Below are 17810 nucleotides of genomic sequence, written 5' to 3'. Positions count from 1 at the left end.
ATCAATGCTTCCGCGGGGCCAGATAGCCCAGCCAGCGGTGTTCGGCCATTTTGAACAGGCGCACCAGAATGAACGTCAGGCACAGGTAGAACGCGCCGGCGGTGATGTAGGCTTCGAACGGCAAGTAGAACTGAGCGTTGACCGTGCGCGCGGCACCGGTGATGTCGATCAGGGTCACGATCGACGCCAGACTGGTGGTCTGCAGCATCATGATCACTTCGTTGCTGTACTGCGGCAGCGCCCGGCGCAGGGCCGATGGCAGCAGGATCCGCTTGTACATCTTGATGCGTGACATGCCCATGGCCTTGGCCGCTTCGATCTCGCCGTTCGGCGTGGCGCGCAGGCTGCCGGCGATGATTTCGGCGGTGTAGGCGCTGGTGTTGATCGCGAAGGCCAGGCACGCACAGAACGAGGCACTGGACAGCCATGGCCAGAGGAAGCTTTCACGCACGGTTTCGAATTGCGCCAGACCGTAGTAGATCAAGAACAGTTGCACCAGCATCGGCGTGCCGCGGATCACGTAGGTGAACAGCCAGGCACTCATGTTGACCAGCGGCTGCTTGGAGACGCGCATCAGCCCCAGCGGCAGTGCCGCCAGCAAACCGAAGAACAGCGACAGCGCGAGCAGTTTGAGGGTGGTCACCAGCCCGCCGAAGTACAGCGGCAAGGCATCCCAAATGACGTTGTAGTCGAAGATCATAGCTCAGCCGCCCTTACGCCTACCGAGTAGCGCTTCTCAAGATGACGCAATGCCAGCAACGAGACGCTGGTGATCACCAGGTACATCGCCGCCACCGCGAGGAAGAAGGTGAAAGGCTCGCGGGTAGCGTCTGCCGCCTGCTTGGCCTTGAACATCATGTCTTGCAGACCCACCACCGAAATCAGCGCGGTGGCCTTGGTCAGTACCAGCCAGTTGTTGGTGAAGCCCGGAATCGCCAGGCGAATCATCTGCGGCACCAACACCCGGAAGAACACCTGAAAACTACTCATGCCGTACGCCATGCCGGCTTCTGCCTGACCTTTGGGGATCGCCATGAACGCACCACGGAAGGTTTCCGACAGGTACGCACCGAAGATGAAGCCCAGGGTGCCGATACCGGCGGCCAACGGGTTCAGGTCGATGTAGTCGTCATAGCCGAGCATCGGCGCAACGCGGTTGAGCAGGTCCTGGCCGCCGTAGAAAATCAGCAGGATCAGCACCAGATCGGGAATACCGCGGATCACCGTGGAATACAGATCGCCCAGCCAGGCCAGCCAGCGCACCGGCGACAGACGCAGCGCAACGCCGATCAGCCCCAGGACGATGGCCAGGGCCATGGACGACAAGGCGAGCTGAAGCGTCAGCCATGCGCCATCGAGGATGACAGCCCCGTAGCCTTTCAACATGATTCAGGTCCTCGAAAGTTGGGATGAAAAAATGGCGCAAACCTCAGAGATCCTGTTGCTTGCGCCATTTCGGACTTGTTGCGGGGACGATTACTTGCCGTAGATATCGAAGGCGAAGTATTTGTCCTGGATTTGCTTGTACTTGCCGTTCGCGCGAATGGCCGCGATCGCGGTGTTGATCTTGTCTTTCAGCGCGTCGCCCTTGCGAACCGCGATCCCTACGCCGTCGCCGAAGTATTTGACGTCGGTGAAGGCCGGGCCAACGAAGGCAAAGCCCTTGCCGGCGTCGGTTTTCAGGAAGCCGTCATCCAGCAGGGTAGCGTCTGCCACGGTGCCGTCGAGGCGGCCAGCGGCCACGTCGAGGTAGATTTCGTTCTGCGAACCGTAAGGCTTGATCTCGGCACCCAGCGGGGCCAGGACTTCGCGGGCGAAACGCTCGTGGATCGAACCACGTTGCACGCCGATGTTCTTGCCCTTCAGCTCAGTCAGGTTTTCGCTGACTTGAGTGCCGGCCTTCATGACCAGGCGAGCCGGGGTGTTGTAGTACTTGTTGGTGAAGTCCACGGACTTCTTGCGGTCTTCAGTGATCGACATGGACGACAGGATCGCGTCGATCTTGCGCACTTTGAGTGCCGGGATCAGGCCGTCGAACTCTTGCTCGACCCACTGGCACTTGACCTTCATCTCTTCGCACAGGGCGTTGCCGATGTCGTAGTCGAAACCCACGATGCTGCCGTCCGGTGCTTTGGAGGCGAACGGAGGGTAAGCCGCTTCGATACCGATTTTCAGAGGTTTTTCATCGGCGAATGTCGGCAGGGACAGCACGGACAGTGCCAGGGCGCCAAGCAGCACGAGTTTCTTCATCTTGGGACTCCATCGGTAAAGGGCAAAAACGGCAGAGTGAGCGACAGCCCAATATGCGAATGGTTAAACCAAAAAGCGGTGCTGCGTCCTAGGAACCGTGCGCTGATTTCAACGCAGGCAACGACGAGCGAGTGATTGGCATTCTAACGACAGGTCCGAAGCCGATATTTCTTCAATGCGACAACAAATTACAGAAGCACCGAGAATGCCGCTTGGGCACGTTGACAGCTCTGCAATTTCATGCAAGAGCAAAAGACAGTAAACCGATCTATGTTGCAAATTGCGGGCCTATTATTGGCAAACCCTTCTAATCCGGCAAGCGTAGCGTTGTGTCTTATTTTTCATGACGATTGAGAAGCCCTGAAACGGGGCTTTGCGTTTCCCATTGCCTCGTTATCGGGCAGGCGGTTACACATTCAGTTACTTGAAAGGTGATGGGTAACAGTGGGAAATGGCCTACGGGGGAAACCGATAATTATTGGTTGAAGATCAGTACGAAAAAGCCCCACCAGGCTCAACACCTGGCAGGGCTTCGATGACTCCGAATGCTACTTACGCAACATTCATCGTCTTGTGCGTATCAATCAAATGCTGCACCACACCCGGATCCGCCAGGGTGGAGATATCGCCCAACCCGTCGTATTCCGCCGTGGCGATCTTGCGCAGAATCCGGCGCATGATCTTGCCCGAACGGGTTTTCGGCAGACCCGGCGCCCATTGAATGACATCCGGCGAGGCAATCGGGCCAATCTCTTTACGCACCCAGTTCTTCAGCTCCAGGCGCAGTTGCTCGCTCGGCTCTTCGCCCGCATTCAACGTGACGTAGACATAAATGCCCTGCCCCTTGATGTCGTGCGGCACACCCACCACCGCCGCTTCGGCGACTTTCGGGTGAGCGACCATCGCGCTTTCGATCTCGGCGGTGCCCATGCGGTGCCCGGAAACGTTGAGCACGTCATCCACGCGACCAGTGATCCAGTAGTAACCGTCTGCGTCACGACGCGCACCGTCACCGGTGAAGTACATGCCACGGAAAGTCTTGAAGTAGGTGTCGACGAAACGGTCATGGTCGCCATACAGCGTGCGCGCCTGGCCTGGCCACGAGTCGAGGATCACCAGGTTGCCCTCGGCAACGCCTTCGATGATGTTGCCCAGGTTGTCCACCAACGCCGGCACCACGCCGAAGAACGGCCGTGCTGCCGAGCCAGGTTTCAGCGCGTGAGCGCCCGGCAGCGGGCTCATCATGTTGCCGCCTGTTTCGGTCTGCCACCAGGTATCCACGATCGGGCAACGGGACTGGCCGACATTCTTGTAGTACCAATCCCACGCTTCCGGGTTAATCGGCTCACCGACCGAACCCAACAGACGCAGGCTGCTGCCATCGGCGCCTTCAACAGCGGCAGTGCCCGACGCCATCATCGCGCGGATCGCGGTCGGCGCGGTGTAGAGGATGTTGACCTTGTGCTTGTCGACAACCTTCGCCACCCGGGTGATATCCGGATAGTTCGGCACGCCTTCGAACAGCACCGTGGTCGCGCCATTGGCCAGCGGGCCGTAGACGATATAAGTGTGGCCGGTGACCCAACCAACGTCGGCGGTGCACCAGTAAATTTCGCCCGGGCGGTAGTCGAACACGCGCTCGTGGGTCATCGCCGCATACAGCAGGTAACCGCCGGTGGTGTGCTGCACGCCCTTCGGCTTGCCGGTGGAGCCAGAGGTATAAAGGATGAACAGCGCTTCTTCGGCGCCCATCTCTTTCGGCGCGCAGACACTGCCCGCCACTTTCATCAGGTCTTCGTACCAGATGTCGCGATGCTGGTTCCACTTGATGTTGCCACCGGTACGCTTGCACACGATGACTTTCTGGATGCTGCCGGTTTCCGGGTTGGTCAGCGCGTCGTCGACGTTAGCCTTGAGCGGGATCTTCTTGCCGGCACGAACACCTTCGTCGGCAGTGATCACCACTTTCGAGCGGCAGTCGATGATGCGACCGGCCAGGGCTTCCGGCGAGAAACCACCGAACACCACCGAGTGAATCGCGCCGATCCGGGTGCAGGCCAGCATGGCGACCACGGCTTCGGGGATCATCGGCATATAGATGGTCACCACATCGCCACGGTGCACATCCTGGCCGCGCAAGGCGTTGGCGAACTTGCAGACTTGTTCGTGCAGCTCGCGGTAGGTGATGTTGCGGCTTTCGGCAGGGTCATCCCCTTCCCAAATAATCGCGACTTGATCGCCACGCTCGGCCAGATGACGGTCGAGGCAGTTGTAGGAAACGTTCAGCGTGCCGTCAGCGAACCATTTGATATCGACATGGTGATCGTCGAAGGACGTCTGCTTCACCGTGGTGAAAGGCTTGATCCAGTCGAGGCGCTTGGCTTGTTCGCGCCAGAAGCCGTCCGGGTTGACGACCGATTGCTGGTACATGGCCTTGTAAGTGGCCTCGTCAGTCAGCGTATTGGCTGCTACCTCGGGACGAACGGGATACAAAGAAGCCGCACTCATCTTTCTTACCTCGGTGGAATAGTTGTTTTTGTATGGCCCCAGTTGTAGCCGGGGCGGGCCTATAGAACCATTCGACGATGGTAGTAACAAGCCCCTACAAAATGTGGCTATACCGCGACGAAGCGCTCAAACCCGGCTATTGCGGGGCCTCGCAGGAGCTGGCGAAGCCTGCGATCTTTTGATCTTCGCGGAGATTGTTACCAAATCTGCCAAAAGTGTTTATCAAAAGCACAGCTATATGCCCGCCACCCCCAAGCCTAAAATCGGTCTCGCCAACACGGCAATGTGATTAACCCAGTTGCAGCCCCCACGAAGGCAGTTAATCCAAGACTCTTTACTAAAGCTCCACACGCAATCCTAAAAAGATTGCGTGACCCCATTCGACCTCAGAAAGGTAAATTCGAAATGAAAGCTTTATTGGTTCTGGTCCTCAGCAGTCTGTGCGCAACCGCCATGGCAGATGAGGCCCCGACTGATGTCGCACAGCAACAACCCGTCGTCGAGGAGTACACCTACTCCACCCACCTGGACATCGCCAAAGTTGTCTCGATGAGCGAAATCCCGAATGTCTGCGAAGTGGTCCCGGCCAAAATGGTCTACGACGACTCCAAAGGCCAGCGACACATTCTGCGTTACAGCGTCATGGGTAACGGCTGCTCCAACGGCTGATCCGCCCCACTTTTATCTCCCGAGGCTCGACCCATCCTTTTTTAGAGACCAGATGAAGCGCCGAGCCTAGCATCGATAAATACGATTGTTTTAAGCATTTATTTGCACTTTTCAATCAAATTATCTGGCGTAGTATGAATTCCACACCAAGGCACACAACGCCAATGAACCTGGAGCCACTACCATGAAAACCAAACTGATCCTCGCCCTGACCCTTTCCGTCCTGGCCGCCAACACCTTCGCCGCCGATGGCTACGACCGCACTGGCTCGGCTGCTTTCAACGACGCGGCTGTCGCTTCTGACGGATACGACCACACCGGTTCCGCCTCTTTCGCGGCTGACGGTTTTGATCGTACGGGTGCTGCCAAAGTCGCCGCCGATGGCGCTGATCACATCGGTGCAGCCAAAGTTGCCGCTGATGGTACTGACCGCGTGGGTGCCGCTCGTTTCAGCTGAAACCGGGCGCGACATCACAGCCCGGCTTCGGTCGGGCTTAGTTGTGTCTGGAGTGGTTGAAAATCGACCAAAACCACAACATGTAGTGAAAAACAGGGTTTTTTGGTTGTTTTTTGAGCAACGCTTTTCAAGCCCCTTTGCAGCTCAGAATTGCACACAATCTCGTCCACAAAACCCCGTCTATTGCTCTGTAAGCCCCGTCCCATCTGGCTTGCGCCATAACAGCTGCCCGTAACGGTGCGAACACCCCGGCCTTACCGTCAAAAACCAGCCGAAACAGGCGAAAAAAAAACTTCCTCCGCCAAAGCCCTGTAAACCCTCGCTCCAACCTGAAAACGCCCCTCGCCGAGCCCTCCAGGTGCCATTTCGCCGCACCACGGGGCCGAAAATTTCCTTATAATGCGGACTTAAACGGGCCTGCAATATTCCCTTACAGGGGTGAAAAGCCAGTCTGAAGCCCACGCAGAGCGGCTCACGTTCTCTGCGCCCATCAGCGGCTTCGGAATACCCGTACAAAATTCTGTTTATTGCCTGCGTTGTACTGCTGCAACAAACGATTTCCTTTAGATCCAACGCGGCCAGAACCGGCCGTGTGAAAAACCAACCTATCAGTTTTCACACGGGCAACTGGCCCTCACGCAGGAGACGACACGTCATGCTGAGCTGGGACGAATTCGACAAAGAAGATGACGGCGAAGTCGCTGTAAAAGGCGCCAATGCCGGCCACGCTTCTGAAGCCAACATGGACCGCCTCGACAGCGCCGGTGGTGCCGCCGCTCAAGAGGCCCGCGCCGTGACCGCGACGGACTCCGCCGCGATCGCCCGCGCCAAGGCTGCCCTGGATTCCCTCGACGTCGCCGAAGGCCTCGCCGAACTGGAAGGCGCCTCTGCCCGTGTAGCTGTCGATGAAAAGCGCATGATCAACTGCCGCGCCGACCTCAACCAGCTCGTGCCATTCAAATACGACTGGGCATGGCAGAAGTACCTGGACGGCTGCGCAAACCACTGGATGCCGCAAGAAGTCAACATGACCGCCGACATCGCCCTCTGGAAAAACCCGGAAGGCCTGACCGACGACGAGCGCCGCATCGTAATGCGCAACCTCGGCTTCTTCTCCACCGCCGACTCCCTGGTTGCCAACAACCTGGTCCTGGCCGTGTACCGCCTGATCACCAACCCGGAATGCCGCCAGTACATCCTGCGCCAGGCCTTCGAAGAGGCGATCCACACCCACGCCTACCAGTACTGCATCGAATCGTTGGCCATGGATGAAGGCGAGATCTTCAACATGTACCACGAGATCCCATCGGTCGCGAAAAAAGCCACCTGGGGCCTGAAATACACCCGTTCGATCTCCGATCCGAAGTTCGAAACCGGCACCGTCGAAACCGACAAAGAACTGCTGCGCAACCTGATCGCCTACTACTGCGTTCTGGAAGGCATCTTCTTCTACTGCGGCTTCACCCAAATCCTCTCCATGGGCCGCCGCAACAAAATGACCGGCGTCGCCGAGCAGTTCCAGTACATCCTGCGCGACGAATCCATGCACCTGAACTTCGGCATCGACGTGATCAACCAGATCAAAATCGAAAACCCGCACTTGTGGGATGCCGAGATGAAGGAAGAAGCGAGCCAGATGATTCTGCAGGGGACTCAGCTGGAGATCGAATACGCGCGGGACACCATGCCTCGCGGCGTGTTGGGCATGAACGCGGCGATGATGGAGGACTACCTGAAGTTCATCGCTAACCGTCGTTTGTCGCAGATTGGTTTGAAGGAAGAGTATCCAGGGACGACGAATCCGTTCCCTTGGATGAGCGAGATTATGGACTTGAAGAAAGAGAAGAATTTCTTTGAGACGAGAGTTATTGAGTATCAGACTGGTGGGGCGTTGAGCTGGGATTGATAGTCAAAACACCTGCTGCTCCTTCAAAGCAGCAGGTCGGCAGATATTGTAGTAACCAAAAAACAAGAAACCCGCAGTAATCGCGCCAACGATTGCTGCGGGTCTTGACCGCACCTTTGAACCGAAGCCCGAGGGTGCGGGCCGTGACTGAAAGATCTCAAATCACGATGCATTGGGAAAATGCGCGACGTGATTATAGACAGCTTTTGGGCGGTTACAACGGCCTCGCGTCGGAGATTTCGTTTTATGAACGAAGGTCCAGTGGCGCCGCCAGGATACAGAGTCGTTTTCTGTTCGAGCTTTAAGCACTGGCGTAGTGGGAAGGACGTATTCCGGAAAGATGGGCGTCCATTCTGTTTCTTTGTAAAAGCTTAGTGTCGCGGGACAGGTAACTGTCCCGTTCTATGATCACGTCATGAGTAAATGAAATGAAACAAATCATTGTTGACGCAATTAATAACTTGCAGGTTTTGATGTTCAATTACAGCGGTATCCCTCGCGTAGTTGAGCCTCATACAATTGGCCTTTCTCGTACGGGTAAATTAGTACTCCGTTGCTTTCAAACGCATGGCGGCCATATAACTCCAGGCCACGAATGGGATCTTTGTGATGTAGACAAAATTTCCAATTTAACGGTTGCTGGAGGGAATTTTTATGGACCTCGCTCAGGCTACAAACGTGGAGATCGGCATATGTTGAGTATTTTTGCCCAGCTCTGAAATCCGATCAGAGGCAGCCGCGACCTCCGCGGCTGTTCAAGCTACCTAGCCTTTTGTGGGCGTCGAAATGAGACATTTACAACTCCCCCCCCCCCCCGCTCCCGACTTGACCGCACATTTCCAACCACATAACCTCCCACCTCCGGCGCCTAAGAAACGCCTCAAGTAGCGGCCTGACCGCTCCCGAAAGATGCGGCTTTTTTGTGCCTAAGGGATTCCCGTGGGCGCGAAAAACTCTGCTATGTCGGGAGTGGGCTAATACAAGACCCGAAAGGGGAATATGTCCGGCCTTCTACTTGAGGTTTCTTAACTCCCGGCGCCTTAGCCCTAAGAAAGCTATCAAGTAGAGGTAATGGATATGCCTAAACACTTTCCCTTCTTTCTGAAGGAAATCTCCCACAGCTACCCAGCCAAAAATATGCTTCCGACTCAGGGGGCTAGCGATGTCTGATCCCCACATTCCCACAGGCTTCACTCGCCACAATCTTTCACTTCACGCCCTCCTCCTCGAAAACCAGGCATGGTTTGCGCCCGCGATATCGGCCGCTTGATGGGTGTCCATCTGAATGATCGAATGGTCAGCAAGCTAGATAAGGACCATCGCCGCAATTTATGGATTGAATACTTCCGAAAGCCAGAGCAACAACTGATGCTCAGTGAATCCGGTGTGTACGCGCTGTTGGTGTATCACTACGTCCCTGGGAATCGATTGCTGCGTGAGTGGTTAACCCATCAGGTGGTTCCCGCTTTGCGCGATGCAGAGGCTTCAGAAAACTCGGATCGCCCAATGTTAAGCGTGTTGGATTGGCCGGAGATGTCGCTAAGCCTATTGCATTGGCAGGATGAAGGTTGGATTCGGTTGCGGGACATGCCGTATTGGTTGAACGATCAGACGCATCGACGAACCACCGCGGCTAAACCTTGGTGGCGGAGAGTGGCGCAGGTGATTCAGTCGTCGAAGCGTTCGATCGCAAGGTGATGCGTTTGTATGATCTCACGCGAGATCTTTCGCTTTTTTCTGTAGGAATTTTCGTAGACAGCCATGATGGCCACTCAGTATCGCCCGAGGGTTTTCAACCCTCGGCGACTGTATGGATACTCCAAAGGAAAAAAGAGGCTGGAACGATGAGGAGTTTGAAGCTTCGGTCGATGCCTATCTGAAAATGCTGCGTCTTGAATTAAGCGGGCAAACGTTTAAGAAGTCAGTTGAAATACAACTCCTGCCTGAGGGACCGTTGAGCAAGCGTAGCGCCTCATCGATTGAGTACCGCATGCAGAACATTTCTGCGGTAATACAGCGATTGGATTAACCGCGAATTACTGGCTATGCCATCGCCCTTAACGCAAGGGAGAAAAGATTGCTTTGAAGAATCTTTTGGAGCGTTTAGAAATTGAGTGCTGAAAGCCGATAGGCTCAGATCACTGTAAGCTGATCGCTGGGGACGAGCAGGTCGGAGAAATTGGGCCATGAGACGTATTTTTGGGTACAGTCCGGGATCGTTTCCAGAAGCCAGTTCATCCCCGCTTCCGGTCCGCAAATTCCGCACTCCCAGAGCTCGATCACTCGCCAGCCTGACCTGAGCAGTTCCTCTCGGTTCCTGATGTCACGCTTCACGTTCTGATCGAATTTGGTCTGCCAAAAATCCTCGCGGGTCTTTGGGATCGTGGCGTATCTGCAGCCCGGATGCCTGTGCCAGAAGCAACCATGAACGAAGATGCAGACATGGTGACGAGGGAGTACGACATCGGGGTTGCCTGGAAGATTTCTCTGGTGCAAGCGATACCTGAAGCCTTGTCGATGAAGCAGCTTCCTGACCTTCATCTCTGGCAATGTATCGCTGCCGCGGATGCCCGCCATCATTCGAGATCTGACTTCTCTACTGACTATGTCCATGAACAACCCCCAGACGAGCTTGCCCTTGTCGCAGGATACCCCCTTGGAAAAATTTTTCCGCTTCGCGAGCCAATTCAAGTCGTGGGTTTCTTCGCAGGTCCCGGAGGGCTCGGCGAAGGCTTTACCTCATCAGGCAATGGTAAGCGATTAGCTATCGTCGTTTAGGTCGAGATGGACTCCGTTGCCCGTAAAACCTTGAGGCTAAGGGCATTCTTTCGCCGGTTGAGGCTGGCTAATCATGAAGGTTCACGCAGTCTGCATAGGCGACACTTCGCGGCATTTTCATTACACTCTGACACGATGTAGCATTTGGCGCCCGGTTGACGATTCGTCAAGCTTGGCTGCGCCGCGTGGTATGCGCAGGCCTGAGCTGCCGTCCTTCTGCGCTCCGTGCAGGTGGTCTTGGTGCATGTTCCCTATGAGAGATACCGGATGTCCATCCAAACCGAGCTGCGCAAATCGCAGCCCAGCAACACCCACGAACAGCCCATTACCTCGGCTGCAGACCTGTCCCCCTCGACTGGCAAGATTTTCCGCGCCTCTACCCCAGATGACGAACTGATCCAAAGCAAGCTGCAGCGTATTCAGGAAGGCGGCGAAATCCGCTACATGGACATGTTCGCAGGATGTGGCGGCATATCCCTTGGCTTTCTGACCGCCGGATTTACACCGGTCGCATCGATCGAAATGGACCCGTGGGCTGCGAAGTCGCACGGAGCCAACTTCGGCTCGCGCTCGATCGGAGGGGACAAGGAAGCGCACCACGCCCCGCGCGACGCGGTAACCGAAACCGCTGACACCGTCTTCGGCGATCTCGAGCTGCAGGGCTCCACGGACCGTCAGATCGATGTCCTCGTCGGCGGGCCACCCTGTCAGGCGTTCGCTCGTGTAGGCCGGGCTAAGCTCCGCGAGCAGGCCCGCCTGCGCGAAGAGGTAACCGCAGACCAAGCCTTTCTGGTGGATGGACGAGTCAGCCTGTGGGAGCGCTACGTCGCATTCATCCGTGCGACAAAGCCTGTTGCGCTTCTGATGGAGAACGTGCCAGACATCCTCAACCATGGCGGCACCAATGTTGCCGAGCTCGTTTCCAAAAGCCTTGCCGAAGAAGGCTACGACGTAGCCTACACATTGCTGAATTCCGTCTGGTACGGCGTTCCGCAGATGCGGGAGCGCATGATTCTGGTCGGCTTCCATCGCTCGACCGGCATCAAGCCAAGATTCCCGGTGCCAACTCACCATTTGGTTCTGCCATCCGGTTACACCAGCTCCAAGAATGCAGCGAGGCGGGTTATCAAAGCCGAAGGCTCGGCGCACCACCGCTGGATTCCCGATCCAACTCCCGACTCTCCCACGGCCACATCGGCCTCTGATGCGCTGGCAGATCTGCCGCACCGGTACGCCGAAGAAATGCTTCGCTCGGGTGCCATTCGTCGCGGGGCGAAAGACCCGTCAGAACCTGTCGAGTACACAGCAGAAAAACCGTCGACTGCCTATTCGCGGCTGATGCGGGAGTGGCACGGATTTGCGACTAGGTCTACGACTGGCCATGTTTTCCGGTATCTGCCGCGGGACTACAAGATCTTCGCTGAGATTCAGCCTGGCTGGGAGTACCCGCAGGTGCATGCCTATGTAGAGCAGAAAATTGCGAACTGGCTTGCCGACCGCAGGAGACTCGGTTTGCCCACCGACCCGAGAAACGCAGATGTCAGCACATACATAATGTCCTGGCGCATCCCGTATGATCCGGGAAAGTTTCCGAACAAGTGGTGGAAGCTCCGCGCCGACGCCCCGGTACGTACGCTGATGGCGCACCTTGGCAAGGACTCATATTCCCACATCCATTTCGACTCGAAACAGGCACGCACCATTACCGTCCGTGAGGCTGCGCGGCTCCAGTCATTCCCTGACGGCTTCGTTTTCAAAGGATCGATGAACCCGGCATTCAAGCAGATTGGCAACGCCGTGCCACCACTATTTGCCTATGCCATCGCTCGTGGAATGCGGGAGTGCCTGGGGGCACCGGAGACGCAGGACATGCGTGTAGCGTTGTTCAATTTGGAGCAATCACAAATCAAGACGACAGAGGGCAGGAAGTGAAGTTCACCATTCTCCGACTGCTTACTCATTCCGAACTCGGCATGTTTCATGAGTACCGCCGCCAGGGGAAGGAACGCGCCAAACAGCGTTCCATCAACTTCGACTGGGACGTCGTCGGCAAGGTTTTTCCTTCAGCAGAAAACCCGGACACTATCGCAATCACCTGCCGGCGTCTCGAAGACGAAGGTACCGTGGTTGAGATTGCTTCATGGCTCAAGCGGCAGCACAAAAATTGGAGATTCGAAGGCGATTGCCCGAAAAGCTCCTTTTACAGTTTCGTCGACCCAGGCGTCCTGTTCGCGATGGTAGTTGACGCCTCGAGCCCCCCGGCCAAGGCATCCTGGGTTGTTATCCCGGAAGACCACCCAGCCCGCTCTTCGATCCTGGGCCATGGAGAGAGTGCCCAACTCGGTAAATCCGCAATGATTGCGTTGTACGGTGACGAGGGCCAGTACTGCCAGACAGTGCTCTCGGATCACTTCCCGCAGCTATTCAAGGAGGCAGAAACAGTGTCCGTGACGTCACAAAAAGATAATGACAACAACCGCGACGATGATGACGCCGCACCGGACCCGCTCGGTCTCTTCAAGATCCTGGCACGTGCCGGGCATAGCCTACCCAGCGCCGTGGCCGATCTGGTGGACAACAGTCTGTCGCATGGCGCTCGGGAGATCGACATCACCTTCCCGAATCCCAATGCGGGCGGCCGGTGGATGTGCATTCGCGACGACGGCACGGGCATGACTCCATCGGGTCTGCGCGGCGCCATGAAGATCGGGCAACAGCGTGAATATGGCGACGGCGATCTGGGCAAGTTCGGCTATGGGCTGAAGGGTGCGGCCTGGTCCCAGGCTGATCGACTGACGGTCGTATCGAAAGCTGCAGGGAACGAAAGCACGACACTCACCTGGGACAAGGACCATCTTGCCAAGACGCGCCGCTGGGCGCTTCTGACCGACCCGGTAGCTCCCGAACATACCTCGGCAGTGGACATCGGCGACACGGGCACAGCCGTGCTGCTCACGCAGATGCGCCCCTCGATGGAGCCTGCGAGAGGCAGGGCAGATTCTCCTTACGCGCAGGAACTCGCTGCCATCAAGTCGCACCTCGAACTGGTCTTTCACCGGTATCTTGAAGGCAAGGCGCGCGGGCACGAGAAGGTAATCATCCGGCTGAACAATGAAGCTCTGCTTGCTAACAACCCTATGGGGCACCCACTGACGAAAGAGTACGACCAGCATCGCATCGAACTTCCCGGCGCTTCTCCAGACAAGACGGCTGCCCTCTATGTTCGCGCATACGTCACGCCAAATGAGGCAGAGTTCGACGAATACATCAAGGATTTGCCGCCGCTGGAACAACGCGTCGAACGCGATCGCCACTCCCTGAATGGCCGCGCAAACGATGCTCAGGGCCTGTACTTCTATCGACTTGACCGCCTTATCAAATGGGGCGGCTGGGAAGATCTTTTCGCCAAGGATGAGCACACCAAGCTGATTCGTGTCGCAGTCGACTTCGACAGGCTGGCTGATGAGCAGCTGCAGGTAGATATCAGCAAGCAGCTTATTCGCCTGCCCTTTGCGATCACCAAACCCCTCGGAGACCTGCTGAAGGGCCCTCGCTCAGCAGCCCGATCCCGGTACAACAAAAAGGAAAAAGCTGCGCCGACTCCGAAAGGAGGCGGCAAAATTGTGTCGCCGGCCGGCACGCCAGCGCCAGGCGGTTTCTTGCCTCCAACGACAGCAGCGGGAGGCACTCCCGTGGCGGATCCCGCTCCGGCCCCGGCTGCAAAGAAGGACAGAACTTCAATCCGCCTTGTCAGCAGCGGCGACAAGCCATGGCAACGCAAGACCGGGTTCAAGGGGGAGGAAGTCGAGGTCACCCCGCTGATGCCGACGCTGGTGACGCTCGTGCAGCTCATCGACAAGGATGCCGAGGCCAAGAACGCTCTTTCTGAATTCCTTCGCGCACTGGAGACGGCTGGTGTCCAGGACCAGCTGACGGATAAGGCCTGATGCAGGTCCGGCTTCCGCTTCCCCTTACATTGAAGCCCAGGCTGGCCCTGTGGACCGATGCAACCTCCTGGACCAACTGGTCCCGGCATGAAGCCTATCTGCGGGCCCAGCCCAAATGGAAGCCGCACCAGATTGCGTCGGTCGCGGAAGAGTCACTGCGGATCATCTCGAAGACCACGCCAGTAAGTCGCCCGGAATTCCAGTGCCGCGGTCTGGTCGTCGGCTACGTTCAGTCCGGCAAGACCGCCAACTTCACGGCTGTGGCAGCGCGTGCAGCCGATGTCGGTTACCGCCTCATCATCGTTCTTTCAGGCATTCACGATTCACTGCGGAACCAGACGCAGAAGCGCCTGGATCTGGAGCTAGCCGGGACCGGCGTCGACTGGATCACGCTGACCGATGAGTTTTCAGACTTTCGTGAGCCAGAGGTGGCCGACGGATTCGCATCTATTGGTACCGTTCTGATCGTCGCGAAGAAGATTACGCCGATCCTGAAACGGCTCAACGAATGGTTCGGCAAACTCGAAGGCCGGCTCGCTGATGTACCGGTTCTTCTCATCGATGACGAAGCCGATCAAGCCTCCATCAATACACGCGGAAATCGGCGCGACCCCAGTATCGACACCGACACCGATACTGAACCAAATGACGACGCGGCCCCGTCACTGACCAACGCCCTGATTCGCGACATTCTCAGAAAGATTCCGCGGGCCACATACATCGCCTACACGGCTACGCCATTCGCCAACATCCTCATCGACCCAGACGGCAGTGACAGCCAGGTCGGCGAAGACCTGTTCCCCAAAGACTTCGTCGTGCAGCTTCCGCGGCCGGATGGCTACACCGGAACGGAAGAGCTTTTCGGCGTCAGCTCGCAGGGCCGCGATGTACTCCGCCCTGTAGACGCGGCAGATGTGAAGGCTCTGAAGCCGAAGCAGCGCAAAAGAGGCGAAGCGATTGTTGCCCGGGGACCGCTGGATCTTCCCCAGTCGCTCGCCGATGCCCTCCTGACCTTTGCACTTGCCGGCGCCATCAGACTGCAGCGCGGCCAGTTGGGTAAGCCGAACACGATGCTCGTGCACGTATCCCATCTCCAGCAGGACCAGTTGCGCATTGGAGGGGCGATCGAGGAACAGATCCGCAACTGGTTCCATCATGAGAACGCCGAACCCGGCGTGCTCAAGCAGATGTTCCGGTCAACGCTCGCGGGGCTGGGACCGGTAGATCTGCCTTGCAGCGAAGAGGTTCTACTGGAAGAGGCAGTGACGAACCTAGCTCGTCTGGTCGTCGTTGTGCTCAACAGCACGACGGGCGACGAGCTGGAATACGACGCCAAGCCTGGACGGCAACTCGTTGCAGTGGGTGGCAATCGGCTGTCGCGCGGATTGACGCTTGAGGGACTGACGATCGCCTACTTCCTGCGCACCACTACGCTGGCGGACGCTCTACTGCAAATGGCCCGCTGGTATGGTTTCAGGGCAGGCTATGAAGACCTGATCCGCATCTGGACAACCGAAGGCATTGCTCAGTGGTTTGTGGAGCTGGCGCTGGTCGAAGAATCCCTGCGTGACTCCATCACGGCACTCAATAAGGCCGGCCGCAGGCCTGATCAGATGGCCATCCGAATGCGCGCCCATTCAAAGCTCCTGCTCACCAGCAAGAGCAAGAGCAGGATGCAGACGGATGATGCACGGTCATGGTCTGGCGAGAACCCGCAGACGATCCTGTTCCCCATGCGGGATCGGGAACTGCTGGAGCGGAATTTGGACTCGGCGTCCGCCCTGCTGCGACAGCACCCCCCGACACAGGATGCATACGGCGGCGCCATAGCACACGATGTGCCGGCCGAGGACGTCGCACTGTTCCTGAGGCGTTATGAAGGGCATCCGAACAGCATTGCATTTCAGGGCGCAGAGATTGCCGACTGGATCCTGGAGCGAGCTGAAGCGGGAGAGCTGACGAACTGGACCGTATTCGTAGCCAACCCGCAGCGGGAACGACAGGTACTCCTGGGTGGAAGGCCTTTCGGCCTTGTTCGACGTTCGTTGCAGGCCAACGAGTCGATTGGCATCTTGATCGATCCACGCCATGAAGGCGTCGACCTGCATGGCGGACCGGAGAACTACCGCGCTGGCTCAGGCTTCAATGCACGGGCAATGCGCGAGGACCGACCCGCGCAGCAGGGCCTGCTCCTGCTCTACCCCCTGGATCCCGAACCGCTCCGTGCGCCAACACAGGCGGTGCTGGGCCTAGCGCTTTCGCTGCCCCGCACTGCGGACGGCGAACAACGGCTTGTCGTGAACCGTGGGGTACGCAATGGTTGATATCACGCAAGACCATTGGGCAAGTCTGCGCGAGCAGCGACATCCGCACGAGGATATCTACGAACAGGCGGCCGAAGACCTCGAAACAGCGTTGATTGGAGTATCAGACGACGGACGCCTGCACCTGCTGCTGGCCGTAGATGTCGCCCCGCAAAACCTACCGCCGGACCTGCAAAGCCTTCAGGTCCGCATCCTGGAAGGCGGACGGACTTGGCTGGACGTTTCCGCACGCAGCCACCACGAAGAACTACTTACGCTGGTAGCCAACAAGGTCCTCCACGCCATCCACATTGAAGGCCGCGATCCTGTTGTCTCGGTTGAGCGCATCATCGACGATATGCGTGCGGCATTGCGCCCGATCGCACCTGAACTGAGTGTGGCAGAGCAGATCGGTCTTTTCGGCGAGCTTTGGGTGCTGTCCAACGTGTTGCTCCCGACCATCGGCCCTCGCGTCAGCCACCTTTGGAGCGGCCCTGAAAGGGAGCGTCATGATTTCGTCGGACAGGGCGTCCACGTAGAAGTGAAGACCACCACACGATCGGAACCGAAGCACGAAATATCCCGTTTCGATCAGCTGAAAGCACCAGCCAGCAAGCGCCTACTGTTTGTCAGCGTTATGCTGGAGCGCAGTCTTGGTGGCGACGAAACGCTGGCAGACCGCGTAGATGAAATTCGGGAGCAATTGGTATCCGATGGGCGTGCGCTAGATGTTTTCGATTCACGCCTAGCACAACTCGGCTGGCACGAGGGCCTACGGCAGACAGGCGCACTCCTACGGTTCACATTTCGCGATGTCCATGTCTTCGAAGTTGCCGGCAACTTTCCTAGGCTCCCAGATGACTACGTTCCGCCACTCGGTGTAACAGGCATTAGGTACAGCATCAATGTCAGCAGCCTGCCGTCGCTCGAGGTATCGCAAGTTCAGGAAGTTCTTCTAACCGCCTAACACGTCACCGCACAATCTGCGCTGC

At 57.4% G+C, this 17810-nt stretch carries 14 protein-coding genes and 1 pseudogene; 10 read left to right on the top strand and 5 right to left on the bottom strand.

Going from position 1 to position 17810, the window contains the following annotated elements:
- Position 1 precedes the first annotated feature (1 nt).
- The 4 genes from AC07VO_RS27945 to acs all read right to left on the bottom strand — a co-directional run bounded on the left by AC07VO_RS27945 (position 2) and on the right by acs (position 4758).
- Positions 2-700: an ABC transporter permease gene (locus AC07VO_RS27945; protein ID WP_018926395.1), complete on the bottom strand. Its 699-nt coding sequence runs from the start codon at positions 698-700 to the stop codon at positions 2-4.
- On the bottom strand, positions 697-1386 hold the full coding sequence (locus AC07VO_RS27940; protein WP_007934894.1) for an ABC transporter permease: 690 nt from the start codon (positions 1384-1386) through the stop codon (positions 697-699). The genes AC07VO_RS27945 and AC07VO_RS27940 overlap by 4 nt, the downstream gene beginning before the upstream one ends.
- A gap of 90 nt (positions 1387-1476) precedes the next feature.
- Positions 1477-2250 carry an ABC transporter substrate-binding protein gene (locus tag AC07VO_RS27935; RefSeq protein WP_018926396.1) on the bottom strand — a complete coding sequence of 258 codons (774 nt, stop codon included), beginning with the start codon at positions 2248-2250 and terminating at the stop codon, positions 1477-1479.
- A gap of 552 nt (positions 2251-2802) precedes the next feature.
- On the bottom strand, positions 2803-4758 hold the full coding sequence (gene acs / locus AC07VO_RS27930; RefSeq protein WP_495007714.1) for an acetate--CoA ligase: 1956 nt from the start codon (positions 4756-4758) through the stop codon (positions 2803-2805).
- A 405-nt stretch (positions 4759-5163) separates the two neighbouring features.
- Between acs and AC07VO_RS27925 the strand changes: the two genes are divergently transcribed.
- The 6 genes and pseudogenes from AC07VO_RS27925 (at position 5164) to AC07VO_RS27900 (ending at position 9819) form a co-directional block, all read left to right on the top strand.
- Entirely contained in the window at positions 5164-5427 is a 264-nt protein-coding gene (locus AC07VO_RS27925; RefSeq protein WP_086944543.1) for a DUF2790 domain-containing protein, read from the top strand.
- Positions 5428-5611: 184 nt separating this feature from the next.
- A complete protein-coding gene (locus AC07VO_RS27920; RefSeq protein WP_064616452.1) occupies positions 5612-5884 on the top strand; it encodes a hypothetical protein in 273 nt (90 codons plus the stop codon).
- 655 nt (positions 5885-6539) lie between these two features.
- A complete protein-coding gene (locus AC07VO_RS27915; protein WP_007934889.1) occupies positions 6540-7790 on the top strand; it encodes a ribonucleotide-diphosphate reductase subunit beta in 1251 nt (416 codons plus the stop codon).
- Between the two features lie 428 nt (positions 7791-8218).
- Positions 8219-8509, top strand: coding sequence for a hypothetical protein (locus AC07VO_RS27910; protein WP_495007713.1), 291 nt, complete (start codon positions 8219-8221; stop codon positions 8507-8509).
- Positions 8510-8952: 443 nt separating this feature from the next.
- Positions 8953-9488, top strand: a pseudogene (locus AC07VO_RS27905) (BRO-N domain-containing protein).
- 112 nt (positions 9489-9600) lie between these two features.
- The gene (locus AC07VO_RS27900) at positions 9601-9819 is read left to right on the top strand and encodes a hypothetical protein (protein WP_495007712.1); all 219 of its coding nucleotides are present in this window, start codon (positions 9601-9603) and stop codon (positions 9817-9819) included.
- A gap of 104 nt (positions 9820-9923) precedes the next feature.
- On the opposite strand, the gene AC07VO_RS27895 is transcribed toward AC07VO_RS27900, so the two are convergent.
- A complete protein-coding gene (locus AC07VO_RS27895) occupies positions 9924-10367 on the bottom strand; it encodes a very short patch repair endonuclease (protein WP_495007722.1) in 444 nt (147 codons plus the stop codon).
- A gap of 468 nt (positions 10368-10835) precedes the next feature.
- Between AC07VO_RS27895 and AC07VO_RS27890 the strand changes: the two genes are divergently transcribed.
- Genes AC07VO_RS27890 through AC07VO_RS27875 form a run of 4 tightly spaced genes read left to right on the top strand, consistent with a single transcriptional unit; the run spans position 10836 to position 17785 of the window.
- Positions 10836-12500, top strand: a complete 1665-nt coding sequence (locus tag AC07VO_RS27890; protein ID WP_495007711.1) for a DNA cytosine methyltransferase — start codon at positions 10836-10838, stop codon at positions 12498-12500.
- Entirely contained in the window at positions 12497-14515 is a 2019-nt protein-coding gene (locus AC07VO_RS27885; protein ID WP_495007710.1) for an ATP-binding protein, read from the top strand. Before AC07VO_RS27890 ends, AC07VO_RS27885 begins: the two co-directional genes overlap by 4 nt.
- Positions 14515-16839: a Z1 domain-containing protein gene (locus AC07VO_RS27880; protein ID WP_495007709.1), complete on the top strand. Its 2325-nt coding sequence runs from the start codon at positions 14515-14517 to the stop codon at positions 16837-16839. Before AC07VO_RS27885 ends, AC07VO_RS27880 begins: the two co-directional genes overlap by 1 nt.
- Positions 16832-17785 (top strand): PD-(D/E)XK motif protein, encoded by a 954-nt coding sequence (locus AC07VO_RS27875; RefSeq protein ID WP_495007708.1) that lies wholly within the window; start codon positions 16832-16834, stop codon positions 17783-17785. The genes AC07VO_RS27880 and AC07VO_RS27875 overlap by 8 nt, the downstream gene beginning before the upstream one ends.
- The last annotated feature ends 25 nt before the right edge of the window (positions 17786-17810 follow it).

Source organism: Pseudomonas sp. GW821-FHT03E01 (assembly GCF_059420765.1).
The sequence above is the reverse complement of the archived record's forward strand: the minus strand, read 5'-3'. Positions and strand labels throughout refer to the sequence as shown.

Coding starts and splice junctions, on each gene's coding strand:
- AC07VO_RS27945 (WP_018926395.1), bottom strand. CDS start 700: ATGATCTTCGACTACAACGTCATTTGGGATGCCTTGCCGCTGTACTTC.
- AC07VO_RS27915 (WP_007934889.1), top strand. CDS start 6,540: ATGCTGAGCTGGGACGAATTCGACAAAGAAGATGACGGCGAAGTCGCT.
- AC07VO_RS27910 (WP_495007713.1), top strand. CDS start 8,219: ATGAAACAAATCATTGTTGACGCAATTAATAACTTGCAGGTTTTGATG.
- AC07VO_RS27920 (WP_064616452.1), top strand. CDS start 5,612: ATGAAAACCAAACTGATCCTCGCCCTGACCCTTTCCGTCCTGGCCGCC.
- AC07VO_RS27935 (WP_018926396.1), bottom strand. CDS start 2,250: ATGAAGAAACTCGTGCTGCTTGGCGCCCTGGCACTGTCCGTGCTGTCC.
- AC07VO_RS27925 (WP_086944543.1), top strand. CDS start 5,164: ATGAAAGCTTTATTGGTTCTGGTCCTCAGCAGTCTGTGCGCAACCGCC.
- AC07VO_RS27880 (WP_495007709.1), top strand. CDS start 14,515: ATGCAGGTCCGGCTTCCGCTTCCCCTTACATTGAAGCCCAGGCTGGCC.
- AC07VO_RS27875 (WP_495007708.1), top strand. CDS start 16,832: ATGGTTGATATCACGCAAGACCATTGGGCAAGTCTGCGCGAGCAGCGA.
- AC07VO_RS27895 (WP_495007722.1), bottom strand. CDS start 10,367: ATGGCGGGCATCCGCGGCAGCGATACATTGCCAGAGATGAAGGTCAGG.
- AC07VO_RS27900 (WP_495007712.1), top strand. CDS start 9,601: ATGGATACTCCAAAGGAAAAAAGAGGCTGGAACGATGAGGAGTTTGAA.
- AC07VO_RS27890 (WP_495007711.1), top strand. CDS start 10,836: ATGTCCATCCAAACCGAGCTGCGCAAATCGCAGCCCAGCAACACCCAC.
- AC07VO_RS27940 (WP_007934894.1), bottom strand. CDS start 1,386: ATGTTGAAAGGCTACGGGGCTGTCATCCTCGATGGCGCATGGCTGACG.
- acs (WP_495007714.1), bottom strand. CDS start 4,758: ATGAGTGCGGCTTCTTTGTATCCCGTTCGTCCCGAGGTAGCAGCCAAT.